The 23,757-nt window shown below is 59.8% G+C and carries 20 protein-coding genes; 14 read left to right on the top strand and 6 right to left on the bottom strand.

Going from position 1 to position 23,757, the window contains the following annotated elements; all coding sequences use genetic code 11:
* Positions 1–42 precede the first annotated feature (42 nt).
* Positions 43–1,056 (bottom strand): Bug family tripartite tricarboxylate transporter substrate binding protein, encoded by a 1,014-nt coding sequence (locus OYW20_RS21785; protein WP_268797970.1) that lies wholly within the window; start codon positions 1,054–1,056, stop codon positions 43–45.
* A 482-nt stretch (positions 1,057–1,538) separates the two neighbouring features.
* Between OYW20_RS21785 and OYW20_RS21780 the strand changes: the two genes are divergently transcribed.
* The 5 genes from OYW20_RS21780 (at position 1,539) to araD1 (ending at position 7,460) form a co-directional block, all read left to right on the top strand.
* The gene (locus OYW20_RS21780) at positions 1,539–2,885 is read left to right on the top strand and encodes an MFS transporter (protein ID WP_268797969.1); all 1,347 of its coding nucleotides are present in this window, start codon (positions 1,539–1,541) and stop codon (positions 2,883–2,885) included.
* Positions 2,878–3,840: an amidohydrolase family protein gene (locus tag OYW20_RS21775; RefSeq protein WP_268797968.1), complete on the top strand. Its 963-nt coding sequence runs from the start codon at positions 2,878–2,880 to the stop codon at positions 3,838–3,840. Before OYW20_RS21780 ends, OYW20_RS21775 begins: the two co-directional genes overlap by 8 nt.
* Positions 3,837–4,841 carry a 4-hydroxythreonine-4-phosphate dehydrogenase PdxA gene (locus tag OYW20_RS21770; protein ID WP_268797967.1) on the top strand — a complete coding sequence of 335 codons (1,005 nt, stop codon included), beginning with the start codon at positions 3,837–3,839 and terminating at the stop codon, positions 4,839–4,841. The genes OYW20_RS21775 and OYW20_RS21770 overlap by 4 nt, the downstream gene beginning before the upstream one ends.
* Before the next feature lie 384 nt (positions 4,842–5,225).
* On the top strand, positions 5,226–6,401 hold the full coding sequence (locus OYW20_RS21765) for an L-rhamnonate dehydratase (RefSeq protein ID WP_268797966.1): 1,176 nt from the start codon (positions 5,226–5,228) through the stop codon (positions 6,399–6,401).
* Positions 6,402–6,464: 63 nt separating this feature from the next.
* Entirely contained in the window at positions 6,465–7,460 is a 996-nt protein-coding gene (gene araD1, locus OYW20_RS21760; protein ID WP_268797965.1) for an AraD1 family protein, read from the top strand.
* A gap of 30 nt (positions 7,461–7,490) precedes the next feature.
* Here araD1 and OYW20_RS21755 read toward each other — a convergent pair whose 3' ends face one another.
* The 3 genes from OYW20_RS21755 to OYW20_RS21745 all read right to left on the bottom strand — a co-directional run bounded on the left by OYW20_RS21755 (position 7,491) and on the right by OYW20_RS21745 (position 11,533).
* Positions 7,491–8,783 carry an MFS transporter gene (locus OYW20_RS21755; RefSeq protein ID WP_268797964.1) on the bottom strand — a complete coding sequence of 431 codons (1,293 nt, stop codon included), beginning with the start codon at positions 8,781–8,783 and terminating at the stop codon, positions 7,491–7,493.
* A gap of 375 nt (positions 8,784–9,158) precedes the next feature.
* A complete protein-coding gene (trmA, locus tag OYW20_RS21750; RefSeq protein WP_268797963.1) occupies positions 9,159–10,244 on the bottom strand; it encodes a tRNA (uridine(54)-C5)-methyltransferase TrmA in 1,086 nt (361 codons plus the stop codon).
* Positions 10,241–11,533 (bottom strand): NCS2 family permease, encoded by a 1,293-nt coding sequence (locus OYW20_RS21745; RefSeq protein WP_268797962.1) that lies wholly within the window; start codon positions 11,531–11,533, stop codon positions 10,241–10,243. Before OYW20_RS21745 ends, trmA begins: the two co-directional genes overlap by 4 nt.
* A 281-nt stretch (positions 11,534–11,814) precedes the next feature.
* Here OYW20_RS21745 and OYW20_RS21740 point away from each other — a divergent pair, with 281 nt between their 5' ends.
* From OYW20_RS21740 to OYW20_RS21705, 8 genes are all read left to right on the top strand, one after another.
* Positions 11,815–12,339, top strand: coding sequence for a (2Fe-2S)-binding protein (locus OYW20_RS21740; RefSeq protein WP_268797961.1), 525 nt, complete (start codon positions 11,815–11,817; stop codon positions 12,337–12,339).
* Positions 12,336–13,322, top strand: coding sequence for an FAD binding domain-containing protein (locus OYW20_RS21735; RefSeq protein WP_268797960.1), 987 nt, complete (start codon positions 12,336–12,338; stop codon positions 13,320–13,322). Before OYW20_RS21740 ends, OYW20_RS21735 begins: the two co-directional genes overlap by 4 nt.
* Positions 13,322–15,523 carry a xanthine dehydrogenase family protein molybdopterin-binding subunit gene (locus OYW20_RS21730; RefSeq protein WP_268797959.1) on the top strand — a complete coding sequence of 734 codons (2,202 nt, stop codon included), beginning with the start codon at positions 13,322–13,324 and terminating at the stop codon, positions 15,521–15,523. The genes OYW20_RS21735 and OYW20_RS21730 overlap by 1 nt, the downstream gene beginning before the upstream one ends.
* Positions 15,524–15,851: 328 nt before the next feature.
* Positions 15,852–16,793: a choline ABC transporter substrate-binding protein gene (gene choX / locus OYW20_RS21725; protein WP_268797958.1), complete on the top strand. Its 942-nt coding sequence runs from the start codon at positions 15,852–15,854 to the stop codon at positions 16,791–16,793.
* Positions 16,794–16,865: 72 nt separating this feature from the next.
* Complete coding sequence (locus OYW20_RS21720; RefSeq protein ID WP_268797957.1) at positions 16,866–17,819, top strand: alpha/beta hydrolase; 954 nt, start codon at positions 16,866–16,868, stop codon at positions 17,817–17,819.
* 527 nt (positions 17,820–18,346) lie between these two features.
* Complete coding sequence (locus OYW20_RS21715; protein WP_268797956.1) at positions 18,347–19,789, top strand: cytochrome ubiquinol oxidase subunit I; 1,443 nt, start codon at positions 18,347–18,349, stop codon at positions 19,787–19,789.
* 3 nt (positions 19,790–19,792) lie between these two features.
* Positions 19,793–20,800: a cytochrome d ubiquinol oxidase subunit II gene (gene cydB / locus OYW20_RS21710; protein ID WP_268797955.1), complete on the top strand. Its 1,008-nt coding sequence runs from the start codon at positions 19,793–19,795 to the stop codon at positions 20,798–20,800.
* A gap of 52 nt (positions 20,801–20,852) precedes the next feature.
* Complete coding sequence (locus OYW20_RS21705) at positions 20,853–21,023, top strand: DUF2474 domain-containing protein (protein ID WP_268797954.1); 171 nt, start codon at positions 20,853–20,855, stop codon at positions 21,021–21,023.
* Between the two features lie 69 nt (positions 21,024–21,092).
* Here the strand turns inward: OYW20_RS21705 and OYW20_RS21700 are convergent, their stop codons facing one another.
* Together OYW20_RS21700 and OYW20_RS21695 are read right to left on the bottom strand one after the other, a co-directional pair.
* Positions 21,093–22,217: a methyltransferase gene (locus tag OYW20_RS21700; RefSeq protein WP_268797953.1), complete on the bottom strand. Its 1,125-nt coding sequence runs from the start codon at positions 22,215–22,217 to the stop codon at positions 21,093–21,095.
* Positions 22,218–22,390: 173 nt separating this feature from the next.
* Complete coding sequence (locus tag OYW20_RS21695; protein ID WP_408005430.1) at positions 22,391–22,639, bottom strand: helix-turn-helix domain-containing protein; 249 nt, start codon at positions 22,637–22,639, stop codon at positions 22,391–22,393.
* A gap of 326 nt (positions 22,640–22,965) precedes the next feature.
* Between OYW20_RS21695 and OYW20_RS21690 the strand changes: the two genes are divergently transcribed.
* Positions 22,966–23,742, top strand: a complete 777-nt coding sequence (locus tag OYW20_RS21690; protein ID WP_268797952.1) for a ferredoxin--NADP reductase — start codon at positions 22,966–22,968, stop codon at positions 23,740–23,742.
* Positions 23,743–23,757: the final 15 nt, after the last annotated feature.

Below are 23,757 nucleotides of genomic sequence, written 5' to 3'. Positions count from 1 at the left end.
CTGCCGCTGCCTTAGCATTCAGGTCAGCGGCGGCAAGGTCGATCAGTTGCGCAGCCAGCCGGCTTCTTTGAACACCGGTGTGACACGGGCGGTGTCCTGCTCGATGTAGGCCGTTAGCTGATCGCCTTCGAGGAACGTCGGCACCAGCGCGTTCTGCGTCACGTACGCCTTGAACTCCGGCGTCTGACTGACCTTGCGCATCAACTCGGTGTAGAAGGCACGCTGCTCATCACTGACGTCGCCCGGCATGAACACCGTGCGTGGGAATCGATACTGATCAACGCCCAATCCTTCTTCCTTGCACGTGGGCACATCGGCCCAGGCTTTGTCGCCCGCGACTTTTTCCGGGTAGCCCATGCGCTCTTTACTGAACACGCACAGTGGCTGCACCTGATCGCCGCGCCATTGACTGATGCTTTCGCTGGGGTTGTTAACGTTGGCGGCGATGTGTTTGCCGGCCAGTTGCGTCGCAGCTTCACTGCCGCTCTTGAACGGGATATAGACGAGTTTGCTGCCCGTGGTCTGGTTCAGCAACAGGGTCAGGGTCTGGTCGACGTCTTTGGACTGGCTGCCGCCCATTCGCATTTTTGATGGGTCGGCTTTGACCGTGTCGTAGAAACCCTTCGCGTCTTTCCAGGGCGCGTCTTTGTAGGTCCAGAGGATGAAGTCGTCTTCGGCAACCGCTGCAACGGGCGTCAGCTCTTTCCACTCGTAGCCGAGTTTGGAGACCAGGGGCAGCAGATAGATGTTGTTGGTGCCGATGACCAGTTTGTCGGCATCGCCTTTGGACATTTTCAGGTCCAGAAACGCCTCCGCACCGTTGCCGCCGCCCTTGTTCAGAACGATGGTGTTCACGTCGAGGAATTTGTGGGTGCTGATGATCGACTGAATCAACCGCCCCAGTTGATCGGTGCCGCCGCCGGGTCCACCTGCCACGATGATTTCGACGTTCTTGTCGGGTTGCCAGGCCATGGCGAGGGTAGGGAGCGCGCTGGCGCACAGGAGCGTGCAGCCGAGCAGCAAACGGGAGGCGCGTCCAAAGGATGCGATGGGCATGGTGATCCTCGTTCTTGTAATTGTTATGAGTGACTCGTCCACACCTGCATGCGGCGAACCTTGACCCGAGTGTGTGAAAGAGCGGCTGCGGCGTCTAGTCAAAACATCACATACACCGATAGCCTGGGGTTATAGGAAGACGTGCTCACGTACCCTTTGTAGGAGCGCGCTTAGCCGCGATGGCGGTGTGTCCGATTGGCATTGGGCTGGAGGCAAACGGCTTCGCGGGCAAGCGTGCTCCTGCATCTATCTTCACTCGCTACGAATTCTGAGCGCAGCATTAGCTAACGTGCAGGCTTGCCCCATTCCAAGAGTGATGTGCTGCTATATCCTCTGGCTATCACCGTATTTCCAGGTTTGATTAGACGGTTATCGCCCGCGCTTCGATAGTGAGCCCACTGCGTAATCGACACGTTGCGCGGACACGGCGATCAAACCGATGATCACCGACTCATAAAAACAAGAAAACCGAGGTACGCACCATGGCTCGCACCAGCGCCGACGTGCACCTGTCCGCAACAGGTGAGACCTTCGCAAAAAGCCCTGCACAGGCTGCGGTTACCAAAGCCAGCACCGTTCGCTGGCGCATCTTTGCCATCATCTTCGTTCTCACCATGGTCAACCTGATCGACCGCGTCTCGCTGTCCATCGCCATGCCGACCATCGCTAAAGAATTCTCCTTAACGCCCGCCATGCAGGGCCTGATTCTCAGCAGCTTTTTCTGGGCATACGCGTTGCTGCAGATTCCGGGCGGCTGGATGATCGACCGCTTCGGTCCACGCCGCGTTATCACGTGGTCAACCGGGTTGTGGGGCACATTTCAGGTGCTTGCCGGCTTCGCCACTGGCGGTGCGTCTCTGTTGTTTGCGCGAATGTTTCTGGGGGCGGCAGAAGCACCCTTGTTTCCCTCGGGCGGCAAGTTGATATCGCTGTGGCTGGCGCCAAGCGAGCGCAGCCGGGGCGCGGTCATGATGGACAGCGGCAGCCCGCTCGGCGTAGCGCTGGGCGGTTTGATCATCGCTTACCTGATCGTGTCGCTGGACTCCTGGCGCATGGCGTTTGTCATCGCCGGTGTCGCAACACTCGCCTTGGGCCTTGTGGCGTGGCGGTATTTGCGCGATGACCCCTCGGTTCATCCTCAGGTCAACGCGGCGGAGCTTGAGAAGATCAACGCCGGACGCGAAACCCCGGCCGCCGAAGCCGCTCGCGCCAAGGTCAAAGGGCTGGGCATCGCAGCGCGCTCACTCACCGGTCTGCTGGTCGGCCGTTCGAGCTGGGCGATGGTGTATTTCGGTCTGCTGACCTGGGGGCCGAGCTACCTGTCCCAGGCTCGTGGCTTCGACATCAAGGGCATCGGCTTCGCGACATTCGTGATCTTCATCTGCGGCTCGCTGGGTTCGCTGACCGGTGGTTTTCTGTGCGACGGCCTGATCCGCAAGGGCGTACGGCGCGGCCTGGCGGTCAAGGGCCTGCTGACGTTTTCCGGCGTTATTGCCTTGGGCGCGCTGTTGCTTCTGCCACGGCTGACCGATCCGTTTGCCGCCGTCGCACTCTTGGCGATGACCGCGTTTTTCCTGATGTGGGGCAGCTTGTACTGGAGCTTCCCTGCCTTACTCGCGGCACCGGCCCGCGTTGGTTTGATCGGCGGCGTGATGAACCTCGCCGGCAGCGTTGGCGGCATCTTCGTGCCGATCCTGGTGGGAGTGATCCTGCAGTTCTTCGGCGGATTCGGGGCGGTGCTGGCGTTCTTCGCGATCTGCGCGGCCTTGTTCGTGCTCGCCACGTTGCTGATCAGTCTGGACGGCGCGCAGGAGGCGAGCGATGTCTGAATCAAGCCTCTGGAATGGCCCGATCGTCGACGCCCACCATCATTTCTGGGATCCACAGATCAACCATCACCCGTGGCTCTCGGAAGGGGTGAACGTCCCGTTTCGTTACGGGGATTACACGGCGATCAAACGCCGCTACCTGCCGCCTGAGTATTTTCAGGATGTGGGCATTCATCAGGTGGTGCAGACGGTTTATGTCGAAACCGAATGGGATCCCACCGATCCGCTGGGTGAACCCCGCTTCATCGCGACCATTGCCGCGCGTTACGGCGTACCTAATGCCGTGGTGGCACAAGCCTGGCTGGATCGCCCGGACGCCGTAGCGCTGCTGACCGAGCAAGCGGCTTTCAAGAGCGTACGTAGCGTGCGGCACAAACCGGGTGGCCCGACCTCTCCGGATCAGGTCGGGCAGCAACGGACCTTGATGAGCGACGAAGGCTGGCGCCGCAGTTACGCAGCGCTTCATCGGCTGGGGCTGCATTTCGATCTGCAAACCCCTTGGTGGAACCTCCCAGAAGCCGAACGACTGGCGCGGGACTTTCCCCACATCACGTTGATCCTTAATCACGCAGGTTTGCCCTCCGACCGCAGCCCCCAAGGCTTAGTGGGCTGGCACGCCGCGATGTCGCGACTGGCCGAGCAACCCAACGTGGTGGTGAAAATTTCCGGGCTGGGGCAGCGCGGCAAACCGTGGCGGGCCGAGGACAACGCCTGGATCGTGCGGGAAATCATCGCCATGTTTGGCGCCGGCCGGGCGATGTTCGCCAGCAACTTTCCGGTGGACAGCCTGTGCGGCTCGTTCGATGACATCTACAGCGGCTTCAAACACATCGTTCGTGATCTGCCGCGCGCCGATCAGGAACGCCTTTTCTACAGCAACGCGCAACGCATCTACCGTTGTGAGCCATGCGTCAGCGAGCAGCCCTGGCGAGAACAGTTAAGGAGTGAGGCATGAACAAAACACGTATCGCGATGGTTCTCGGCGACCCTGCCGGTATCGGCCCTGAATTGATCGCACGCCTATTATCCAGCGCCGAAGTGCGCAGCCAGGCCGAGGTGATATTGATCGCCGATGAAGCTGAAATGCGCCGTGGCATGGACATCGCCGGGCTTGAGTTTCCCTATCGTCCGATCCATTCCCTTGATGACCTGGTCTTCAGTGACGACACGCCGCTGTTCTACAACGTTCGTGGCAGCGCGGTTGGCGATTTTCTGCGCAGCGAGGCCAGCGCCATCGGAGGGCAATATTGTCTTGATACGCTGAAAATCGCGGTGGAACTGACCGCCGCCAAAACTACTAACGCGGTGCTGTTCGGGCCATTGAACAAGACCTCGCTGCACATGGCGGGCATGGCGCACAACGATGAGCTGCACTGGTTTGCCGAGCTGTTGGGGTTCACCGGGCCGTTCTGCGAATTCAACGTGCTGGACAATCTGTGGACGTCCCGCGTGACCTCCCATGTCGCGCTGTCGGCAGTGCCGGGGATGCTCAGCCAGCCGCGAGTGATGGAAGCCATCGTCCTGATCGACGATGCCCTCAAGCGCAACGGCCTCAAGGCGCCGCGCATTGGTGTCTGTGGCCTGAACCCTCACAACGGCGATAACGGCTCGTTCGGTCGCGAAGAGATCGACATCATCGGGCCGGCCGTCAAGACCGCTCAGGCCCAAGGCATTCTTGCGGATGGGCCGTATCCGGGCGATACGATTTTCCTGAAAGTGCAGGGCGATGCCAGTGCCTTCGACGCGGTGGTGACGATGTACCACGACCAGGGCCAGATCGCGATCAAGTTGATGGGCTTTTCCCGTGGCGTGACGGTGCAGGGCGGCTTGCCGATCCCGATCACCACGCCCGCTCACGGGACGGCTTTCGACATCGCCGGGCAGGGCAAAGCCAATGTAGGGGCGATTCGTCAGGCCTTCGAAATCGCCTGTCGCATGGGGCAGAGCAACGTCTGATTTCAAATACTTGAGTACGAACACATTTTTGCCGCAGCACGCTTTTGTTGAGCGTTCTGCGGCTTTTTTTTGCTTGTGATTTTGTAGGAGCGCGCTTGTTCTCGAGGCTTCTGATGGGAATGCGATTCGAAATTTCTCGCCAACAAGTGGGCTACAGAAAAGCAGCGTTCCTATAACCCCGAGCTCAACGAACTCTTCGTGCCGATCACCTGTGGCTATCACTGGATACGCATAAGTGATTAGCGGCGGGCCCGGCCGCGCTGGCAAAGTCTTCCCATCGACTCGCGAACTGCCCTGCGGTGCGGGACACGCGAAACGAATAAACAACTACAAAAAGCCAGTCCCGCCCGCGCAGGATTCACTGGCAATAAAGGAACCGTCCTCATGAAAATCAAAGCAATCCGTACCCGCGTATTCGAGTGGAAAGGCAAAGTCGTTCCGCCGCAGGCACACTTCTGCACCAACGCCAGCGACATCCTTTTCGAACGTGGTGATGCCATGGGCTCGTTTCGGTTTCACGGCTGGCTGGTGGTCGAGGTCGAGACCGACAACGGTATCGTCGGCATCGGTAACTGCGCGTTGGCACCGCGCGTCGCCAAGGAAATCATCGACACCTACCTTGCTCCGATTGCCATTGGCGAAGACCCGTTCGACAACGAATACATCTGGCAGAAGATGTACCGTCAGAGCCATGCCTGGGGGCGTAAAGGCATCGGCATGGCCGCCATTTCGGCCATCGACATCGCCATCTGGGACATCATGGGCAAGTCGGTCAACAAGCCGGTTTTCAAATTGCTGGGGGGGCGCACCAAGGAAAAAATCTGGACCTACGCCTCCAAGCTCTATGCCAACGACAACCTCGATCTGTTCCTTGAAGAAGCTCAGGGTTATCTGAGCCAGGGCTTCACCGCGATGAAAATGCGCTTCGGTTATGGTCCGAAAGATGGCCCGGCCGGCATGCGCAAAAACATCGAACAAGTGCGTGCGCTGCGTGAGCTCGCCGGGCCGGACATCGACATCATGCTCGAGTGCTACATGGGCTGGACGCTGGAATACGCCCGCCGCATGTTGCCTAAACTCGCTGAATTCGAGCCCCGCTGGCTGGAAGAACCGGTGATTGCCGACGACCTGGAAGGTTATGTGGAGCTTAAGAAGATGGGCATCATGCCGATCTCGGGCGGCGAGCATGAGTTCACCTCTTACGGCTTCAAGGACATGCTCGAACGCCGCGCCGTCGACGTGATCCAGTACGACACCAACCGAGTGGGCGGCATCACCGCCGCGCGCAAGATCAACGCCATGGCCGAGGCCTGGTCGGTGCCCGTCATCCCGCACGCTGGCCAGATGCATAACTACCACTTGACCATGTCCACCACCGCCTCGCCGATGGCCGAGTTCTTCCCGGTATTCGACGTCGAAGTCGGCAACGAGCTTTTCTACTACGTATTCAAGGGCGAGCCACAGCCGGTCAACGGCTTCATCCAGCTGGATGACAACCTGCCGGGCCTGGGCCTTGAGATCTCCGACGAGTACCTGAGCGAATTCAACATCATCGAGTAACCGAGCCTCTGACTCTGCCGGGCAGAAGCTAGATCGCATTCCACATCTACGGAGATCCGGCCCATGCGCCTGATTCAGTTTGAAAACACCCACGGCCAGCGCCAGGTCGGCGTTGTCGAGGGTTCGCAGTTAAGCGTCGTGAAGGCCACCGCCAGCACCCGCGAACTCGCGCTGTCAGCTATTCGTGCGAAACACAGCCTGCAGGAAGAAGTCAGCAAGCGCGGCACAGAAGCAGGCCCGGACTACGCTGCGCTTTTGCAAAACCGACAGATCCTGCCGCCACTGGACCACGAAGACCCAGCCCATTGCCTGATCAGCGGCACTGGCCTGACTCACCTCGGCAGCGCCGCCGCACGGGACAAAATGCACCAGCATGACGGCGAGGTCGAAGCCGGTATGACCGACACCATGAAGATTTTCAAGTGGGGCATTGAAGGCGGCAAACCTGCGGCAGGCCAGGTGGGCGCGCAACCTGAGTGGTTTTACAAGGGCGATGGCAGCATTGTCGTGCGCCCCGGCAGTGATTTTCCGGTGCCTGCGTTTGCCGAAGACGCCGGCGAAGAACCCGAGCTCACCGGGCTCTATGTGATCGGTGACGACGGTCTGCCATGTCGTTTGGGTTATGCGTTGGGCAACGAGTTTTCCGATCACGTCATGGAGCGCCGCAACTACCTGTACCTGGCCCATTCGAAGCTGCGTTTCTGCGCCTACGGCCCGGAAATGCGCGTGGGCGAGTTGCCGCGCCATCTGTCCGGCATGAGCCGCATCACCCGCAATAACGAGGTGATCTGGGAGAAGGAGTTTCTCAGTGGCGAAGACAACATGTGCCACAGCCTGGCCAATCTTGAATATCACCACTTCAAGTACACGCAGTTTCTGCGGCCCGGAGACGTGCACATTCACTACTTTGGCACAGCCACGCTGTCGTTTGCCGACGGGGTCAAAACTCGTCCGGGGGATCGTTTCCAGATCAGCCTGGACGCGTTTGGTGCACCGCTTGAAAACGGCATAGGCGAGGGAATGCCTGCGCTGGGGATCGGGCAGATCAAAGCGCTTTGAGGCGCCTGTTGGAGCGCGCTTGTACCGATGCTAAACCCGCGCGGTCTGTTCATCGGTCACGTCTTTGGGCGATGCGTCGGCAAAGTGATTCACCTGACGCAGCGCTTTAAACCCGACCATCCACGCGCCCACCACGCTCAACGTGCACACCCCGCCAATGATTGCGGCAGGCACCGCGCCCCACAGTGCGGCGCTGCTGCCAGCCCGGAACTCGCCCAGTTCGTTGGATGAGCCGATGAACAGCATATTCACCGCGTTGACCCGGCCGCGCATGTTGTCTGGCGTCGAGAACTGCACAAGTGTCGAGCGGATGTAGACGCTGACCATGTCTGCCGCGCCTGCGATCATCAGGGCGAGCAACGACAGCCAGAACAGCGTCGACAGCGCGAATACCAGATTGGCAACGCCAAACACCGCCACCGCAATGAACATCGTCAGGCCGACATTACGATCCAGTGGACGCATGCTCAGGTACAACCCGGTGCTTACTTCACCCAGGCTCATGGCGCTGCGCAACGCGCCCAGTCCTTGCGGCCCCAGGTGCAACACCTCGTGGGCGTAGACCGGTAACAGCGCCACAACGCCTCCCAGCAGTACCGCGAACAGATCCAGCGAGATGGTGCCGAGAATGATCGGACGAGAGCGGATAAACAGGATGCCAGCGGTGAAGCGCTTCCACGCGGTGGACTCCAGCGCCATTTTCTTCTCGGCGAAAATAACGGGCACGCGGGTCAGTAAAAGGGCGCCCGTGACGAAGCTTGCCAGGCACACGCTGTAGGTCAGGCCGCCACCGCCCAGTGCGTATAAACCACCTCCCACCAGAGGCCCGGCGATGGTCGCGATGCGCATGATCATGCTGTTGGTCGCAATTGCCGATGCCAGTTGTTCGCGGGGCACCACTTGCGGGAGCAGGCTTTGCAGCGCCGGGCCGGTGAACGCCCGGGCGCAACCGAATACCGCGAGTGCGGCGTAGATCAGGCGAGTGTCCTGATGCTGTGTGATGGAAAACAGCATCAGTGCCAGGCTGCAACAACCTTGCACCAGCCAACTGATGGTCAGGATCAGCTTGCGGTCGTAGCGGTCGATCAGATCGCCCGCCGGCATGAGCAGCAACAGCATGGGGATGAACTGCGCGAGCCCGACATACGCCAGCGACATCGGGTCGCGGGTCATGTCGTACACCTGCCAGGCAACCACTACCGCTTGAATCTGCATGGCGAAAACAGCGGCCAGACGCGCCGTCAGAAAAGCCAGAAAGCCGGGCTGACGCAGCGCACTGCCGGAGGTTGATCTGGCACCAGGCGTAGAAGATTCGGGACTCAAGACAGGGCATCCATTGCAGGGCAAGACGGCCGATGTTTATACCGCAGAGCTGCCCCAGATTGTCGCAGCTGTCAGAAATTTAATGATTAGCGGCGGGCAATGGATCGCCTTTGCAGGCGCTGATGAGCCAGGGCGAGGCGGCGATTGCGTCGGGTCAGACAGATTGCATCGCGGCCTCGCCTGGGCTCGTCAACCCCTACAAGGATTGGCGTGCCATTCACAATCCTGGAGCCAACTTGCTGGCGAGGCGGGCTGAAGGCCGTTTGAATCAGAACCGACGCCGCGCGAATGAGTTCGCGCTTACAGGTTGAGATGGAGCCACCGCGCAATCCGTGGGAGGGAGCTTGCTCGCGATGAGGCCGTCGTATCGCTGATTTACCGGCGTACCAGCAGAACCCCTGATTCCATGTGGTGCGTGTACGGAAACTGGTCAAACAGCGCGCAGCGCTCGACACGGTGTGTGTCGTGCAACTGCGCGATGTTGGCCGCCAGGGTTTCCGGGTTGCAAGAGATGTAAAGAATGCGTTCGAAACGACGGGTCAGCTCGCAGGTGTCCGGGTCCATGCCTGCGCGTGGCGGATCGACGAAGACGCTGCCGAAGTCATAGCGCTTGAGGTCCACGCCCGCCAGACGCCGGAACGGACGCACATCATTCAGCGCTTCGGTCAGCTCTTCGGCGGACAATCGCACCAGTGACACGTTATCTACGGCATTGTCCGCCAGGTTGCTCAGTGCGGCAGCGACCGAAGTCTTGCTGATCTCGGTCGCCAGCACTTTACGGACCCGTGTTGCCAACGGCAGGGTGAAGTTGCCGTTACCGCAATACAGTTCCAGCAAATCGTCGTCACGCTGGCCCAGCGCTTCATACGCCCAGCTCAGCATTTTCTGGTTCACGCTGCCGTTGGGCTGGGTGAAAGCGCCTTCCGGCTGACGATAGGTGAACGTGCGACCGGCGACGTCCAGTTTTTCCGTCACGTAATCGCGACCAATCACCAGCCGTTGCCCCTTGGAACGGCCAATCACGCTGACCTTCAGCTCCGCCGCCAACTGCTCGGCTTCAACTTTCCAGCCATCGTCCAGCGGCCGGTGATAGCACAACGTAATCATGCCGTCGCCCGACAGCGTGGTCAGGAAATCCACCTGAAACAACTTGTGGTTCAGGGTTTTGCTGGCTTCCCAGCGTTCCCGCAAGACCGGCATCAGCGCGTTGATCTGCTGGCTGGCGATGGGGAACTCATTGATCAGAATCGGCGTGTGCTTGTTGCCCGGCGCAAACATCGCGTAATGACGTTTGCCATCATCACGCCATAGGCGAAATTCGGCGCGCAGGCGGTAATGCGATGTAGGCGAATCGAACACCTGAGGCTCGGGCGCATCGAACGGCGTCAGCAATTCGCGCAGGCGGGCGGCTTTTTCATCGAGCTGGACGCTGTAGCTTGAGGGGTCGAATTGGGAACTCATGGGTAGAAGCCTAGCTTGATCACAAACAGGATCGAAAGAATGACCAGCGCTGAATTCAACTCACGGCCGCGACCCGACAGCAGCTTGATCGCCGTCCATGCGATGAAACCGAACGCGATGCCGTTGGCGATGGAATAGGTGAAGGGCATTGCCAGGGCTGTGATCACCACTGGCGCGGCTTCGGTGATGTCGTCCCAGTTGATTTCCGCGAGCCCCGAGGTCATCAACACCGCGACGAACAATAGTGCAGGTGCCGTTGCGAAGGCCGGAACGCTGCCCGCCAGTGGCGCGAAAAACAGCGCCAGCAAAAACAGAATCGCCACAACAATGGCCGTCAGGCCGGTGCGCCCTCCGGCACTGACGCCGGCAGCCGATTCGATGTAACTGGTGGTGGTCGAGGTGCCCAGCAGGGAACCGGCCATGGCGGCGGTGCTGTCGGCGATCAGCGCACGGCCCATTTTCGGCATGTGGCCGTCCTTGCCCATCAGGCCAGCGCGCTTGGCAACCCCGATCAGCGTCCCTGAGTTATCAAACAGATCAACAAACAGAAACGAGAAGATCACACTCACCAGACCGATGTTCAGCGCGCCCGCTATGTCCAGCTGCATGAACGTAGGGGCCAGCGATGGCGGCATCGACATGACCCCGCCAAACGGTGTGAAGCCCGCCACGATCGACACGATGGTCACGACCAGAATGCCGATCAACACAGCGCCGCGCACTTTCAAGGCTTCGAGCGCCACGATCAGGAAAAAGCCCAGGGTGGCAAGGATCGGCGCAGGTTTCGCCAGATCGCCCAGGCCGACCATGGTTGCGGGGTTGCTGACCACGATTTGCGCGTTGTGCAGGGCGATCAGCGCGAGGAACAGACCAATGCCGGCCGCAATCGCAGAGCGCAGCGGCAGCGGAATGCTGTTGATGATCCATTCGCGGATGCGAAAGATCGACAGTATGAAAAACATCACGGCCGAGATGAACACCGCACCCAGCGCCACTTGCCAGGTATGACCCATATGCAGCACGACGGTATAGGTGAAGAAGGCATTGAGGCCCATGCCCGGCGCCAGCGCGATGGGGTAGTTGGCGATCAGGCCCATGACCGTGGAACCGATAGCGGCAGCCAGACAGGTGGCGACGAAAATTGCACCCTTGTCCATGCCCGTTTCGCCGAGGATGCTCGGGTTGACGAACAGGATGTAAGCCATGGCCAGGAAGGTCGTGACCCCGGCGAGGATTTCGGTGCGCACATTAGTGTTATGTGCCTTGAGTTGAAACAGCCGCTCCAGCATGTGTGGCTCCCCGGTGACGCGTGCGCGCCATTAATGAATCGACTAAAGCAGCAAAGCACAGCCTGCCGAAACAGGCTGCACAAAATCAGGTAGTCGTAAAAAGCGGCGCATCATACCAGCAGCGTTGGGGGATGGCTGCTGATGTTGCGACGGCAGAGATTGTAAGCGGACGAAGCTGGGACCGACGCCCATCACAAACCCTGAACGTTTCCGAAAACCCACGAGTCGTACCCCTAGAGACGCAGAACACTGCGCATTCGAGTACCTACCGTGAGGCTTTTATGAGCGCGACCCCCCAACAGGACTTCGCTGGCCACGCGATTTCCTTGACTCTCAACGGCCAACTGCGACAACTCAACGTACAGCCCTGGACCACCTTGCTCGATTTGCTGCGTGAGCAGCTTGACTTGGTCGGCACCAAAAAAGGCTGCGATCACGGCCAATGTGGCGCGTGTACCGTGTTGCGCGATGGCAAGCGGATCAACGCCTGCCTGACCCTCGCAATCATGTGCGACGGCGCCGAGCTGATTACCATCGAAGGCCTCGCGCAGGACGGGCAATTGCACCCGATGCAGCAGGCATTCATCAAGCACGACGCGTTTCAGTGTGGTTACTGCACACTGGGGCAGATCTGCTCGGCAGTGGGCCTGGCCAATGAAGGCCGTGCGTCGAGCAATGACGACATCAAAGAATTGATGAGCGGCAATCTCTGTCGCTGTGGCGCGTACAGCAATATCCGTGCGGCGGTGCAGGAAGTCATTCCGCTGCTTGATGCCGCCCCAGACCAGGGAGGACGCAACCAATGACTCCGTTCAGCTACAGCAAACCGACCGACATCAGTCAGGCGATCAACCTCGCTGGCCCTGCCACGCGCTTTATTGCCGGCGGCACCAACCTGCTCGATCTGATGAAAGAAAACATCGCCAAGCCCGAACACTTGATCGATATCACCGGACTGCCGCTTAGCGACATCCAGCAAACCGCCAATGGCGGCCTGATGATCGGCGCGCTGGTCAGTAACGCCGACCTCGCTTGGCACCCGCTGATCGAAGGCCGTTACCCATTGCTGTCTCAAGCGGTGCTCGCAGGCGCCTCGCCGCAGCTTCGCAACATGGCAAGCACCGGCGGCAACCTGTTGCAGCGCACTCGCTGCTACTACTTTTATGATTCCACCGTGCCGTGCAACAAACGTGAGCCTGGCACTGGCTGCCCCGCAAAAGACGGCCTGAACCGGATTCACGCCATCCTCGGCGCCAGCGACGACTGTGTCGCAACCCACCCGTCGGACATGTGTGTCGCGTTGGCTGCCCTTGAGGCCGTTGTTCACGTCGAAGGGCGTGCGGGCAAGCGGCAGATCGAATTTGCCGACTTCCATCGCTTACCGGGCAACACACCGGAGCGCGATAACCATCTGGCCGATGATGAGTTGATCACCGCCGTTGAGCTGCCCCCTGCGCGCTTCGTTGAGCACAGCCATTACCTGAAGATCCGCGACCGGGCTTCTTACGCATTTGCCCTGATTTCAGTGGCTGCTGCCCTTGAACTGGACGGCGACATCATTCGCGACGTGCGCCTGACACTCGGCGGCGTCGCGCACAAACCGTGGCGTGACAAAGCAGTGGAATCGTCGCTCAAGGGCCAGGCTGTGTCCCGCGAGGCATTCGTTGCCGCTGCAGACGCCATGCTGCGTGACGCGCAACCGCTTGAGCACAACGCCTTCAAGATCAAACTGGCACGCCGCGCCATTGTGCGCGCGCTGAGCGATGCCGCTACCGGGGGAGCTGTTTGATGAACGCTACCAATTCGCCATTGGGCAAGCCGCTGGACCGCGTCGACGGGATGCTGAAAGTCACGGGTCAGGCGCGCTATGCCGGGGAATTCCCTGAAAAGGGTTTGCTGCACGGCAGTGTCGTGTCCAGCACCATTGCGTGCGGTCGCGTGCTGAGCATCGACATCTCCAAGGCCTTGGCTGTGCCAGGCGTGGTGGCGGTGATTGACCACACCAACCGCCCCAAGATTGCCAGCTACGACGAAGATTACGAGGACGCCGACTCGGCTGAAGGCTCACCGTTTCGTCCGCTGTACAACGACCGTGTGCTGTACAGCGGGCAACCGTTGGCGCTGGTGGTTGCCGACACACTGGAGCTGGCGCGCCATGCCGGCTCCCTGGTGAAGATCGAATACGAGACCGACGATCATCAGACCCATCTGCAGTCGGTCAAAGATGATGCCCACGAAGCGCCGGCCGAGACGCCCAAGCCCCGTGGCAACTTTCAGGCGGAATATGTTGGCGCTGCGGTCAGTGTCGACGCGCACTACACCACGCCGAATGAGCATCACAACCCGATGGAGCCGCACGCATCGACGGTGATGTACCAGGCGGACGGCAGCCTGGAAATCCACGACAAGACCCAAGGCCCGCAGAACTGTCAGGATTACCTGCACAACGTCTTCGGCCTGGAGAAGGACAAGATTCGTGTGCTCGCGGCGTTTGTGGGCGGGGCCTTCGGCTCTGGCCTGCGTCCGCAGTATCAGCTGCCGTTGGCCGTCATGGCTTCGCTGAAGCTCAAGCGTTCGGTGCGCGTAACGCTGACCCGCCAGCAAATGTTCACCTTCGGCTATCGTCCGAGCACGTTGCAGCGCTTGCGTCTGGGCGCAGCGGCCAACGGCAAGCTGGTAGCAATCGGTCACGACGTAATCGGCCAGACCTCGCGTTTCGAGGACTTCACCGAGCACGTCGTCGAGTGGAGCGGCATGCTCTATCAATGCGACAACGTGCAACTGGGCTACAAGCTTGCGCCGCTGGACGTCTACACCCCGCTGGACATGCGCGCGCCAGGTGCGACATCCGGCATGGTCGGCCTTGAGTGTGCGATGGATGAGCTGGCGATTGCGCTCGGCGTGGACCCTGTGCAACTGCGCATCGTCAATTTTGCCGAGCGCAACGGCAACGAAGACAAACCGTATTCCAGTAAGGAACTCAAAGCGTGCTACGAGCAGGGTGCCGAGCGTTTCGGCTGGAGCAACCGCAACCCTGAGCCGCGCAGCATGCGTGCCGGACGGCAATTGGTGGGGTGGGGCATGGCCGGGGGTGTCTGGGAGGCGATGCAAATGCCAGCCAGTGCCAAGGCGAGCATGGACGCCAGCGGTAAGTTGACGGTCAGCAGCGCCACCACCGACATCGGCACCGGCACCTACACCGTGATGACGCAGATTGCGGCGGACGCGGCAGGCGTGATGCCTGAAGACGTGACCTTCGTACTGGGCGACTCTTCATTGCCAACTGCACCGTTGCAGGGTGGCTCGTTCACCGTGTCGTCGGTGGGGACCGCCGTACAGCAAGCGTGCAGAGCGCTGCGTGCCAAGTTGCTTGACGCTGTGCGCATGGCGCACCCCGAGTTTGCGGTGGCGGACATGGAAGAAGTCGGCTTTGGTGACGGCTACCTGCACATTCGTGACCAGCGCTTCTCCTTCGGTGACATCGTTCGCGATTCCTCCCATGAAGTGCTCGAAGTGCAGATCGACTCCAAGCCAGACGAGAAGCGCGAGGCTTACTCCACTGCCACGCACTCGGCGGTGTTCGTCGAAGTGCATGTGGACGAAGACCTGGGCAATATCCGGGTCAATCGTGTGGTCAGCGCCGTGGCCGGTGGTCGCGTGGTCAACCCGAAGACAGCCGGCAGCCAGATTCTAGGCGGAGTGGTGTGGGGCATCAGCCAGGCGTTGCTGGAAGAATCACACACCGACCACACCTTGGGTCGCGTGATGAATCACAGCCTGGCGGAGTACCACATTCCGGTGAACGCCGACATTGGTGAGATCGAGGTGATCTTCGTCGAGGAGAACGACACCATCGTCAACGACCTGGGTTCCAAGGGCGTGGGTGAGATCGGCATCGTCGGCGTGGCGTCAGCTATTGCCAATGCCATCTACCACGCCACCGGCAAGCGCGTTCGGGAATTCCCGATCACGCTGGACAAGGTGTTGTAACGCCAATTGTTGGATAGGGCGTTGTAACTTCAATCGCTGGAGCGCGCGTGCGGCGTTTCGACTTGCCCGCGAAGCTGACAACTCGGTTTTGGATATTCTCCCAACACCGGGTTGCGAGCTTCGTCCCAACAGCCCCGTGTTGACTCTCACACTCCCGATTATCAATGTCGCCCCAGTGCAACCACAGGTCGCGCTGGTGCGTTTCATGCTGTGTGCTGCTGCGTAATTTGCATCAACGCGGCAGCACTCGTATTGCCGTGGGTCTTGAAGCCTTATAACGCTGCCAATAAAGCGCCAGAACAATAACGAGCCGACCCGAGGAGCACGCATGAAAACCTTTTTCCGTCTTGTCAGCTGCGGGGTGCTGATGCTGAGCACCACCGCTGTGCTGGCCGCTGAGCCCGCAAAGTGCCAGAACGTGCGCATGGGCGTTGTCAACTGGACCGATGTGATCGCCACCAGCGCCGTTGCTGAAGTGCTTCTGCAAAACATGGGGTACGAGGTCAAGCAGACCAGCGCTGCCCAGCAAATCATTTTTGGCGGGCTGCGCGATGACCGTCTCGACGTGTTTCTGGGGTACTGGAAGCCTGCGATGGACAAGAACATTGCGCCGTTCATTGCGGCCAATCAGGTCAAAGTGCTCGAAAAGCCGAGCATGAATGATGCGCAGGCTACCTTGGCGGTACCCGACTACGTGGCATCGGGCGGCCTCAAAACCTTCGCCGATATCGCGAAATTCAAAGACAAGCTCGGCGGCAAGATCTACGGCATCGAACCTGGCACCGGTGCAAACGCCAACATCAAGGGCATGATCGAGAAAAACCAGTTCGGCCTCGGCGGCTTTCAATTGGTCGAATCGGGCGAAGCCGGCATGCTCGCGGCCGTGCAGCGCGCTGTCAAACGCAACGAGTGGGTGGTGTTCGTCGGCTGGACCCCTCACCCGATGAACATCAACATGAAGATTGAGTACCTCACCGGCAGCGAAGATGTTTTCGGGCCCCTAGAAGGTGCCGCGACGGTGTCGGTGGTGACGGCGCCGGACTACGCCACCCGCTGCCCAAACGTCAGCAAACTCATGAGCAACCTGCAATTCACGGCGGCACAGGAGTCGCAGATGATGGTGCCGATCATGGAACGCAAGGCGCCTGCGGACGTTGCCAGGCTGTGGCTCAAGAATCACCCCGAAGACGTGCAGCGCTGGTTGAGCGGTGTCACCACCTTCGATGGCAAGGATGCGGCAGCGGCCGTGCAAGTGGCGGTCAGTCGGTAAGTCTGTTTCAGCTTTCATCGCCTCATGTATAGCCCGGCCCCTCCGCATTCGTGGGGCGGGCCGGAGTCGTTCATGCCCTCGTCGTATCCCCTTTCAACCGAGATGGCGCGCTTTGTAGCCCAGACCTGCAGCTTTGCGGTCGAGTCGCCCGAGACAAGCGCGCAACGTGCGGCTTATTCGCGGATGTGCCAGGCCTTCACGCCTGCAAGGCCGACGGGGCTTGAGGTGGAGGACTTCACGTTGAGTAATGTGCCGGTGCGTCTTTACCGGCCCAATGGGCTCTCGTCTGACTATTGCGCGCCGTGCGTGATTTACCTGCACGGCGGCGGCTGGGTGGTGGGCGACCTCGATTCCCACGACTTCCTTACCGCATCGCTGGCCGTGGATCTGAATGCGGTGGTGATTGCAGTGGATTACCGGTTGGCGCCGGAGGTTGCGTTCCCGGCGGCCTTTGATGATTGCCTGGCGGTTTGGCGTGGCGTGCAGCATCAGGCCAGGTGGTTGTGCGTTGATTCGCAGCGAGTCGTGATTGCCGGCGACAGCGCGGGCGGGAATCTGACTGCGGCGGTCTGCCTGGCGCTGCGAGATGCCGGGGAGGGGCAGCCCGTCGGCCAGGCTTTGATCTATCCAGCGCTGGGCGGTGCCGATGATCTGCCCTCTCGCAGCGAGTGCCACGACGCGCCGTTGCTGACCCGTGAAGACATCCATGTCTACCAGCGGTTGTATCTGCCTGATCCCGAAGATGCAGTGTCGCCTTACGCGATGCCCCTCACGGCGCGGCATTTTCGCGGGCTTGCGCCTGCGTTCATCGCAGTGGCGCAATTTGATCCACTTCGCGATGACGGGCATGAATATGAGCGGGTACTCAGCGAGGCAGGCGTGGCCACGCAATTGCACCTGGGCCACGGCCTGATCCACGGCTACCTGCGAGCAAAGGGCCGTGTGCCGGAAGTCGACTGTCTCTATGCCCGGATGGTCCAGGCGTTGCTCGGGTTTTTTGCGGGCAAACCGCCTGACGCCCTGTAGAAGCGACTTTCCCGAGCTCTCCCAGACAGAATCGCCCGAAACCGCCGCAAACCCCTGTAGGAGTGTTCGAGCAACGCGAGGCCGCGATGGGGTCCATAGCGGCCCAAAAACCAGGCGCCCCGGTGATGACTGAAAGACCTCATGCGCAGATCTACTGCCGCTGCGCGCCAGTTCGTCCGAGTGCGGCCCATAGACAAGCGAAGCTCCTACGCCCTCCGGGCAGAATCAAGCGGCGAATATGCCACGAGTCCGCAAACGCAGAATCAAATCCCGATGGGCCGAGGGGTGAGGCAACTCGCCACGCGACAAAAGACCACGCAGCCCATGTGCCCAAATGGGACTACTCTTTCATCGTTGGTTGACTGATATCAATGTCCAGAGCGGCTTTGATTGACGCGTCGACTGGACAAACCTCCCACGTTACGAAACTAAAAAAGAACGAATGCTCACGCATCGTACTCATAAAAGTGGGGGCAGTCGCTGCAGGCCCTGGTCTGAAGCCGGTATCACCTGATAGAGGAAGACCTATGTTCGGTTTAGAGGCGCTCGATCTCGCCCGAATCCAGTTTGCATTCACTGTCTCGTTTCACATTCTGTTCCCTGCCATCACCATCGGTCTGGCGAGCTACCTTGCGGTGCTCGAAGGCATGTGGCTGAAAACGCACCAGGATGTCTACCGTGACCTTTACCATTTCTGGTCGAAGATCTTTGCCGTCAACTTCGGCATGGGTGTGGTATCCGGGTTGGTGATGTCTTACCAGTTCGGCACCAACTGGAGTCGTTTCTCCGATTTTGCCGGCGCTGTCACCGGGCCGCTGCTGGCCTATGAAGTCTTGACGGCGTTTTTCCTCGAAGCCGGCTTTCTGGGCGTGATGCTTTTTGGCTGGAACCGGGTAGGGCGCAAGCTTCACTTCTTCGCCACGGTGATGGTTGCCATCGGTACGCTGATCTCGACCTTCTGGATCCTCTCGTCCAACAGCTGGATGCAGACCCCGCAAGGCTACGAAATCGTCGACGGCCGCATCATTCCGGTCGACTGGTTTGCCATCGTCTTCAACCCCTCGTTCCCGTACCGCCTCGCCCACATGGCGACCGCAGCGTTCGTGGCCACGGCCTTTTTCGTCGGCTCATCGGCGGCTTGGCATTTGCTGAGAGGCCGAGACACGCCGCCCATCCGCAAGATGCTTTCGATGGCGATGTGGATGGCACTGATCGTCGCACCGCTTCAGGCTGTCATCGGCGACTTCCATGGCCTCAATACCCTTGAGCACCAGCCGGCAAAAATCGCCGCGATCGAGGGTCATTGGGAAAACAAAGGCGACGAGGCTACGCCGTTGATTCTGTTCGGTCTTCCGGACATGAAAGAGGAACGCACCAAGTACGCGGTTGAAATTCCGTACCTGGGCAGCCTGATCCTCACCCACAGCCTGGACAAGCAAGTTCCTGCTCTCAAGGAGTTCAAGCCTGAGGATCGCCCCAACTCGACCATCGTCTTCTGGTCGTTCCGGGTGATGGTGAGTCTGGGTCTCCTGATGATTTTCGTCGGTTTTTGGAGCCTCTGGCTGCGTAAGCGCGACGCGTTGTATACCTCGCGTCCGTTCCTTTATATGGCGTTGTGGATGGGTCCTTCAGGCCTGATCGCGATCCTCGCCGGCTGGTTCACCACTGAAATCGGCAGACAGCCGTGGGTGGTCTACGGCCTGCTGCGTACCGCCGATGCGTCCTCGGCCCATAGCGTTGTGCAAATGAGTATTACCCTGGTGCTGTTCGTGGTGGTGTATTTCACGCTGTTCGGCGTAGGCCTTGGCTACATGATGCGTCTGGTCCGCAAAGGGCCGATCGTCAACGAAGGCGGCACACCCAAGCACGGTGGCCCAGGCCAGAAACGCACGCCAGCCCGTCCTCTTTCCGCTGCCGAAGAAGGCTCCGAAGATGGCGACCACCACGACAGCCTGGCAAAGGGGAATTGAGCCATGGGTATTGATCTTCCGCTGATCTGGGCCGTGATTATCATCTTCGGCATCATGATGTACGTGGTCATGGACGGTTTCGACCTGGGGATCGGGATTCTCTTCCCCTTCATCAAGGACGACTCCGAACGTGACGTGATGATGAACACGGTCGCGCCCGTCTGGGACGGCAACGAAACATGGCTGGTGCTGGGCGGTGCATGCCTGTTCGGTGCCTTTCCGCTGGCTTACTCGGTGGTTTTGTCGGCGCTGTATCTTCCGCTGATCCTGATGCTGATGGGCTTGATCTTCCGGGGCGTGGCGTTTGAGTTCCGGTTCAAGGCCACCGAGAAGAAACGTCATCTGTGGGACAAGGCCTTTATCGGCGGCTCGTTGACGGCCACGTTCTTTCAAGGTGTGGCGCTTGGCGCGTTCATTGACGGCATTCCGGTAGTCGACCGGCAGTTCGCAGGTGGTTCGCTGGATTGGTTCACGCCGTTCACTATGTTCTGCGGCGTGGCATTGATCTTCGCGTACGCCTTGCTGGGCTGTACCTGGCTGATCATGAAGACTGAAGGCAAGCTGCAAAAGGCGATGCACGACCTCGCACGTCCACTGGCGCTCGCCGTGCTGGCAGTGACCGCGATTGTCAGCATCTGGACACCGTTGGCCCATGCCGACATTGCAAATCGCTGGTTCAGCATGCCGAACCTGTTCTTGTTCATGCCGGTGCCCGCGCTGGTACTGCTGACCATGTGGGGCCTGTTCAAAGCGGTCGAGCGCAACGCGCACTACACACCGTTTCTGCTGACGCTGGTGCTGATCTTCCTGGGTTACAGCGGTCTGGGGATCAGCTTGTGGCCGAACATCATTCCGCCATCTGTCTCGATCTGGGAAGCCGCTGCGCCGCCGCAAAGCCAGGGATTCATGCTGGTGGGGACGCTGTTCATCATCCCGTTCATCCTGGGCTATACCTTCTGGAGCTATTACGTGTTCCGCGGCAAGGTGACCCAGGAAGATGGCTATCACTAGTGGCCACGGCTGCGGGCGCGAAGCTCGCAGCCAACATCAGGAGGAGAGCGTGATGTCTGGCAACGAATCTTTTCACGAAGACGATGACCCGGCGCTGAAACAGCCACTCTGGAAACGCGTCGGCTGGCTGGTCGTCATCTGGACCGGCAGTGTGCTGGCGCTCTTCGTCGTCGCCCTGCTGCTGCGTTCGTTCATGACGGCGGCGGGCATGAAGTCGCACTGAGAAACTCATTCCCTTTCCGTGCTTCGTGCATGGTCCCAATACCCTCTCAGGAGGGTATTTTTTTGGCCGTTACTTTCTTGCCTTCAGGATCACGAACTTTGGGGTGGCGCCGACTTGCTCCACGCCCCGGAACAGCCGCGCCAGTTTGCTGTGATACCCGAGGTGGCGATTGCCAACGATCAATAGCGCACCGCCGGTGACCAGCGCAGCGCGTGCCTGCTGAAACATCCGCCACGCGAGGAAATCGCCAACTGTCTGTTGCTGGTGAAACGGTGGATTGCACAACACCAGGTCCAGTGAGTCCGGGGCCTGTGCGGCCAGACCGTCACCGGCATGGATCTGCGCCTCGCGGTCACCCAGCGCTGCGCGCCAGTTCTCCCTGGCCGATTGCACCGCCATGAACGACTCGTCCACCAGCGTGTAGTGCGCGTCCGGATTGGTCAGGGCGCTTGCGATGGCCAGCACGCCGTTTCCACAGCCCAGATCGGCGACGCGCGCGCTGCCGAGGTTTTGCGGCAGGAACGGTAAAAAGGCACGCGTGCCGATGTCCAGGCCATCGCGGCAAAACACGTTGGCGTGATTGAGCAATTCAATCTTTGGATCGTCCAGCGTGTAACGGGTTGGATAAGGGGAGGTCTGGACCGGCTTGCTTTGCGGTGTTGCAAACAACAGCCGGGCTTTCTTCACGGCAAGCGATGCCTGAACGGGACCTATGTATTCCTCCATCAGCTCGCCTGCGGAGCGTGGCAGGTGCTTGATCATGCCGGCAGCAATCACGCGGGCGTCGGGGGCAAGTCTGCCTTGCAGGCAAATCAGTTGTTCCTCAAGCAACGCCAGCGTTTTGGGCACGCGGATCAGCACCCAGTCGAACACACCTGTCAACGGCTCGCTGGCCGGCAACACCGGCACCGCGTCGAACGCCTGACCGTTCCGTACCAGGTTTTTTTCCAGCGCCTGAGCTCCCAAAAACGAATCGCTGCTGCTGGTAACGGTCGCGTGCGGCGCCAGGCTTGCCGCCAGCGCGCCGAAGTTGTCATTGAGCACCAGCACTTTGGTCTGTAGCGTCAAACCTTGCTCGGCGACATAGTTGAGCAGGTACTCGTCTGCCGCGTCGAACGCCTGCAACGGGTCGTCCGATTGTTCGGGCTGGCGGATCAGGTCGAGTTGCGCAAAGGGGCTGTCAAGCAGGGGCATGAGCTGGAAAATCCGTTCGTGGTGACGCAGGCAAGTGTTCGATGGCCGATAGAGAAGAACCCTGTGGCCGAACTCACAGAAGCGGCGATTTTACGTGGTTTTCAGACTTTGGCACCTGACGATTGCTTACGGCTGATCATTTGATCTTTCATCCCTTTGTGCGATGCGCGGTGTTAGAAAACGCCACCCAGCGCCGCCTGGACGGCAGCAGAGGTTCTGTTTTTAACGCCCATCTTGCGAACTGCGCTGCTGACATGGAAGTTAACCGTACGGCAAGTCAGGCCAAGGATCATCCCGGTTTCAACGGCCGTCTTGCCCGCTGCGCACCATCTCAATACTTCCACCTCCCGGCGCGTCAGTGCGTTCATCACCTGCGTGGTAACCCGTTCCACCGGAACGTGGTCAAATCCCTGATCGTCCATTTCCAAGCCTCCGTGGCGGTGTATTTCTTCGAGAAGTCTAGAGAACAAAAAACGCCGTTATGGGCAGCGCCCGACGCTCCTGACGAAAGGCGTTCACCACAGTGCGCAAGTATTTTGAAAGGTCTGGAGGGGGGGCGATATTTTTCAAAGGGTTAAGTATTCCCGTAAGAGTTCTTCCCCGTTCATTGGCGATAGCGCCTATCGCCAATGAATCTAAACGTGCAGGTCCAGGCATCGCGGATACCACTACAAACGGGCGGTGTTTATCAGGGCGGCTTTGCGGGACACTGTCATCCCTCATCAAGTGACCGGAGACAGGAACGCCCATGACTGCCAGTGCTGAGAAGTTCACCCGGCAAACGCTGCTCGACGTTACTCCGCTGACGCCCAGTCTGTTCACCCTGCGCACGACCCGTGATCCGGGCTTTCGCTTCGTTGCGGGCCAGTTCGCACGATTGGGTGTCACCAAAGCGGACGGGACCACCGTCTGGCGCGCCTACTCGATGGTGTCGTCGCCCCATGACGAGTTTCTCGAATTCTTTTCCATCGTGGTGCCGGGTGGTGAGTTCACCAGTGAGTTGAGTCGCCTGCGCGTGGGTGACACGTTGATGGTGGAAAAGCAGGCGGTCGGCTATCTGACTGCAGACCGCTTTTCGGATGGCCGCGATTTGTGGCTGTTGTCCACAGGCACCGGCGTTGCGCCGTTTCTATCGATCCTTCAAGACTTTGAAGTATGGGAAAAATTCGAGCGGATCATCCTGGTGTACAGCGCCCGTGAGGGGCGTGAGTTGGCCTATCAGCAGTTGATCGCCGAGCTTACCCAGCGGGATTACCTGGCCGGGTACGCAGATAAATTTCAGTTCATTGCCACGGTGACGCGGGAAAGCTACCCGGGCGCGCTCAATGGACGCATCACGACACTGATTGAAAACGGTGAACTGGAAACAGCGGCGGGTGTGGCGCTGACGCCAGAGCATTCAAGAGTGATGATTTGCGGGAACCCGCAGATGATCGAGGACACCCGAGCGGTCTTGAAAAAGCGTGACATGCGCTTGAATCTGAGCCGCAAGCCTGGACAGATTGCGGTTGAGAATTACTGGTAGCTGAGACTGATATCT

Source organism: Pseudomonas sp. BSw22131 (assembly GCF_026810445.1).
GTDB classification, from domain to species: domain Bacteria; phylum Pseudomonadota; class Gammaproteobacteria; order Pseudomonadales; family Pseudomonadaceae; genus Aquipseudomonas; species Aquipseudomonas huanghezhanensis.
The sequence above is the reverse complement of the archived record's forward strand: the minus strand, read 5'-3'. Positions and strand labels throughout refer to the sequence as shown.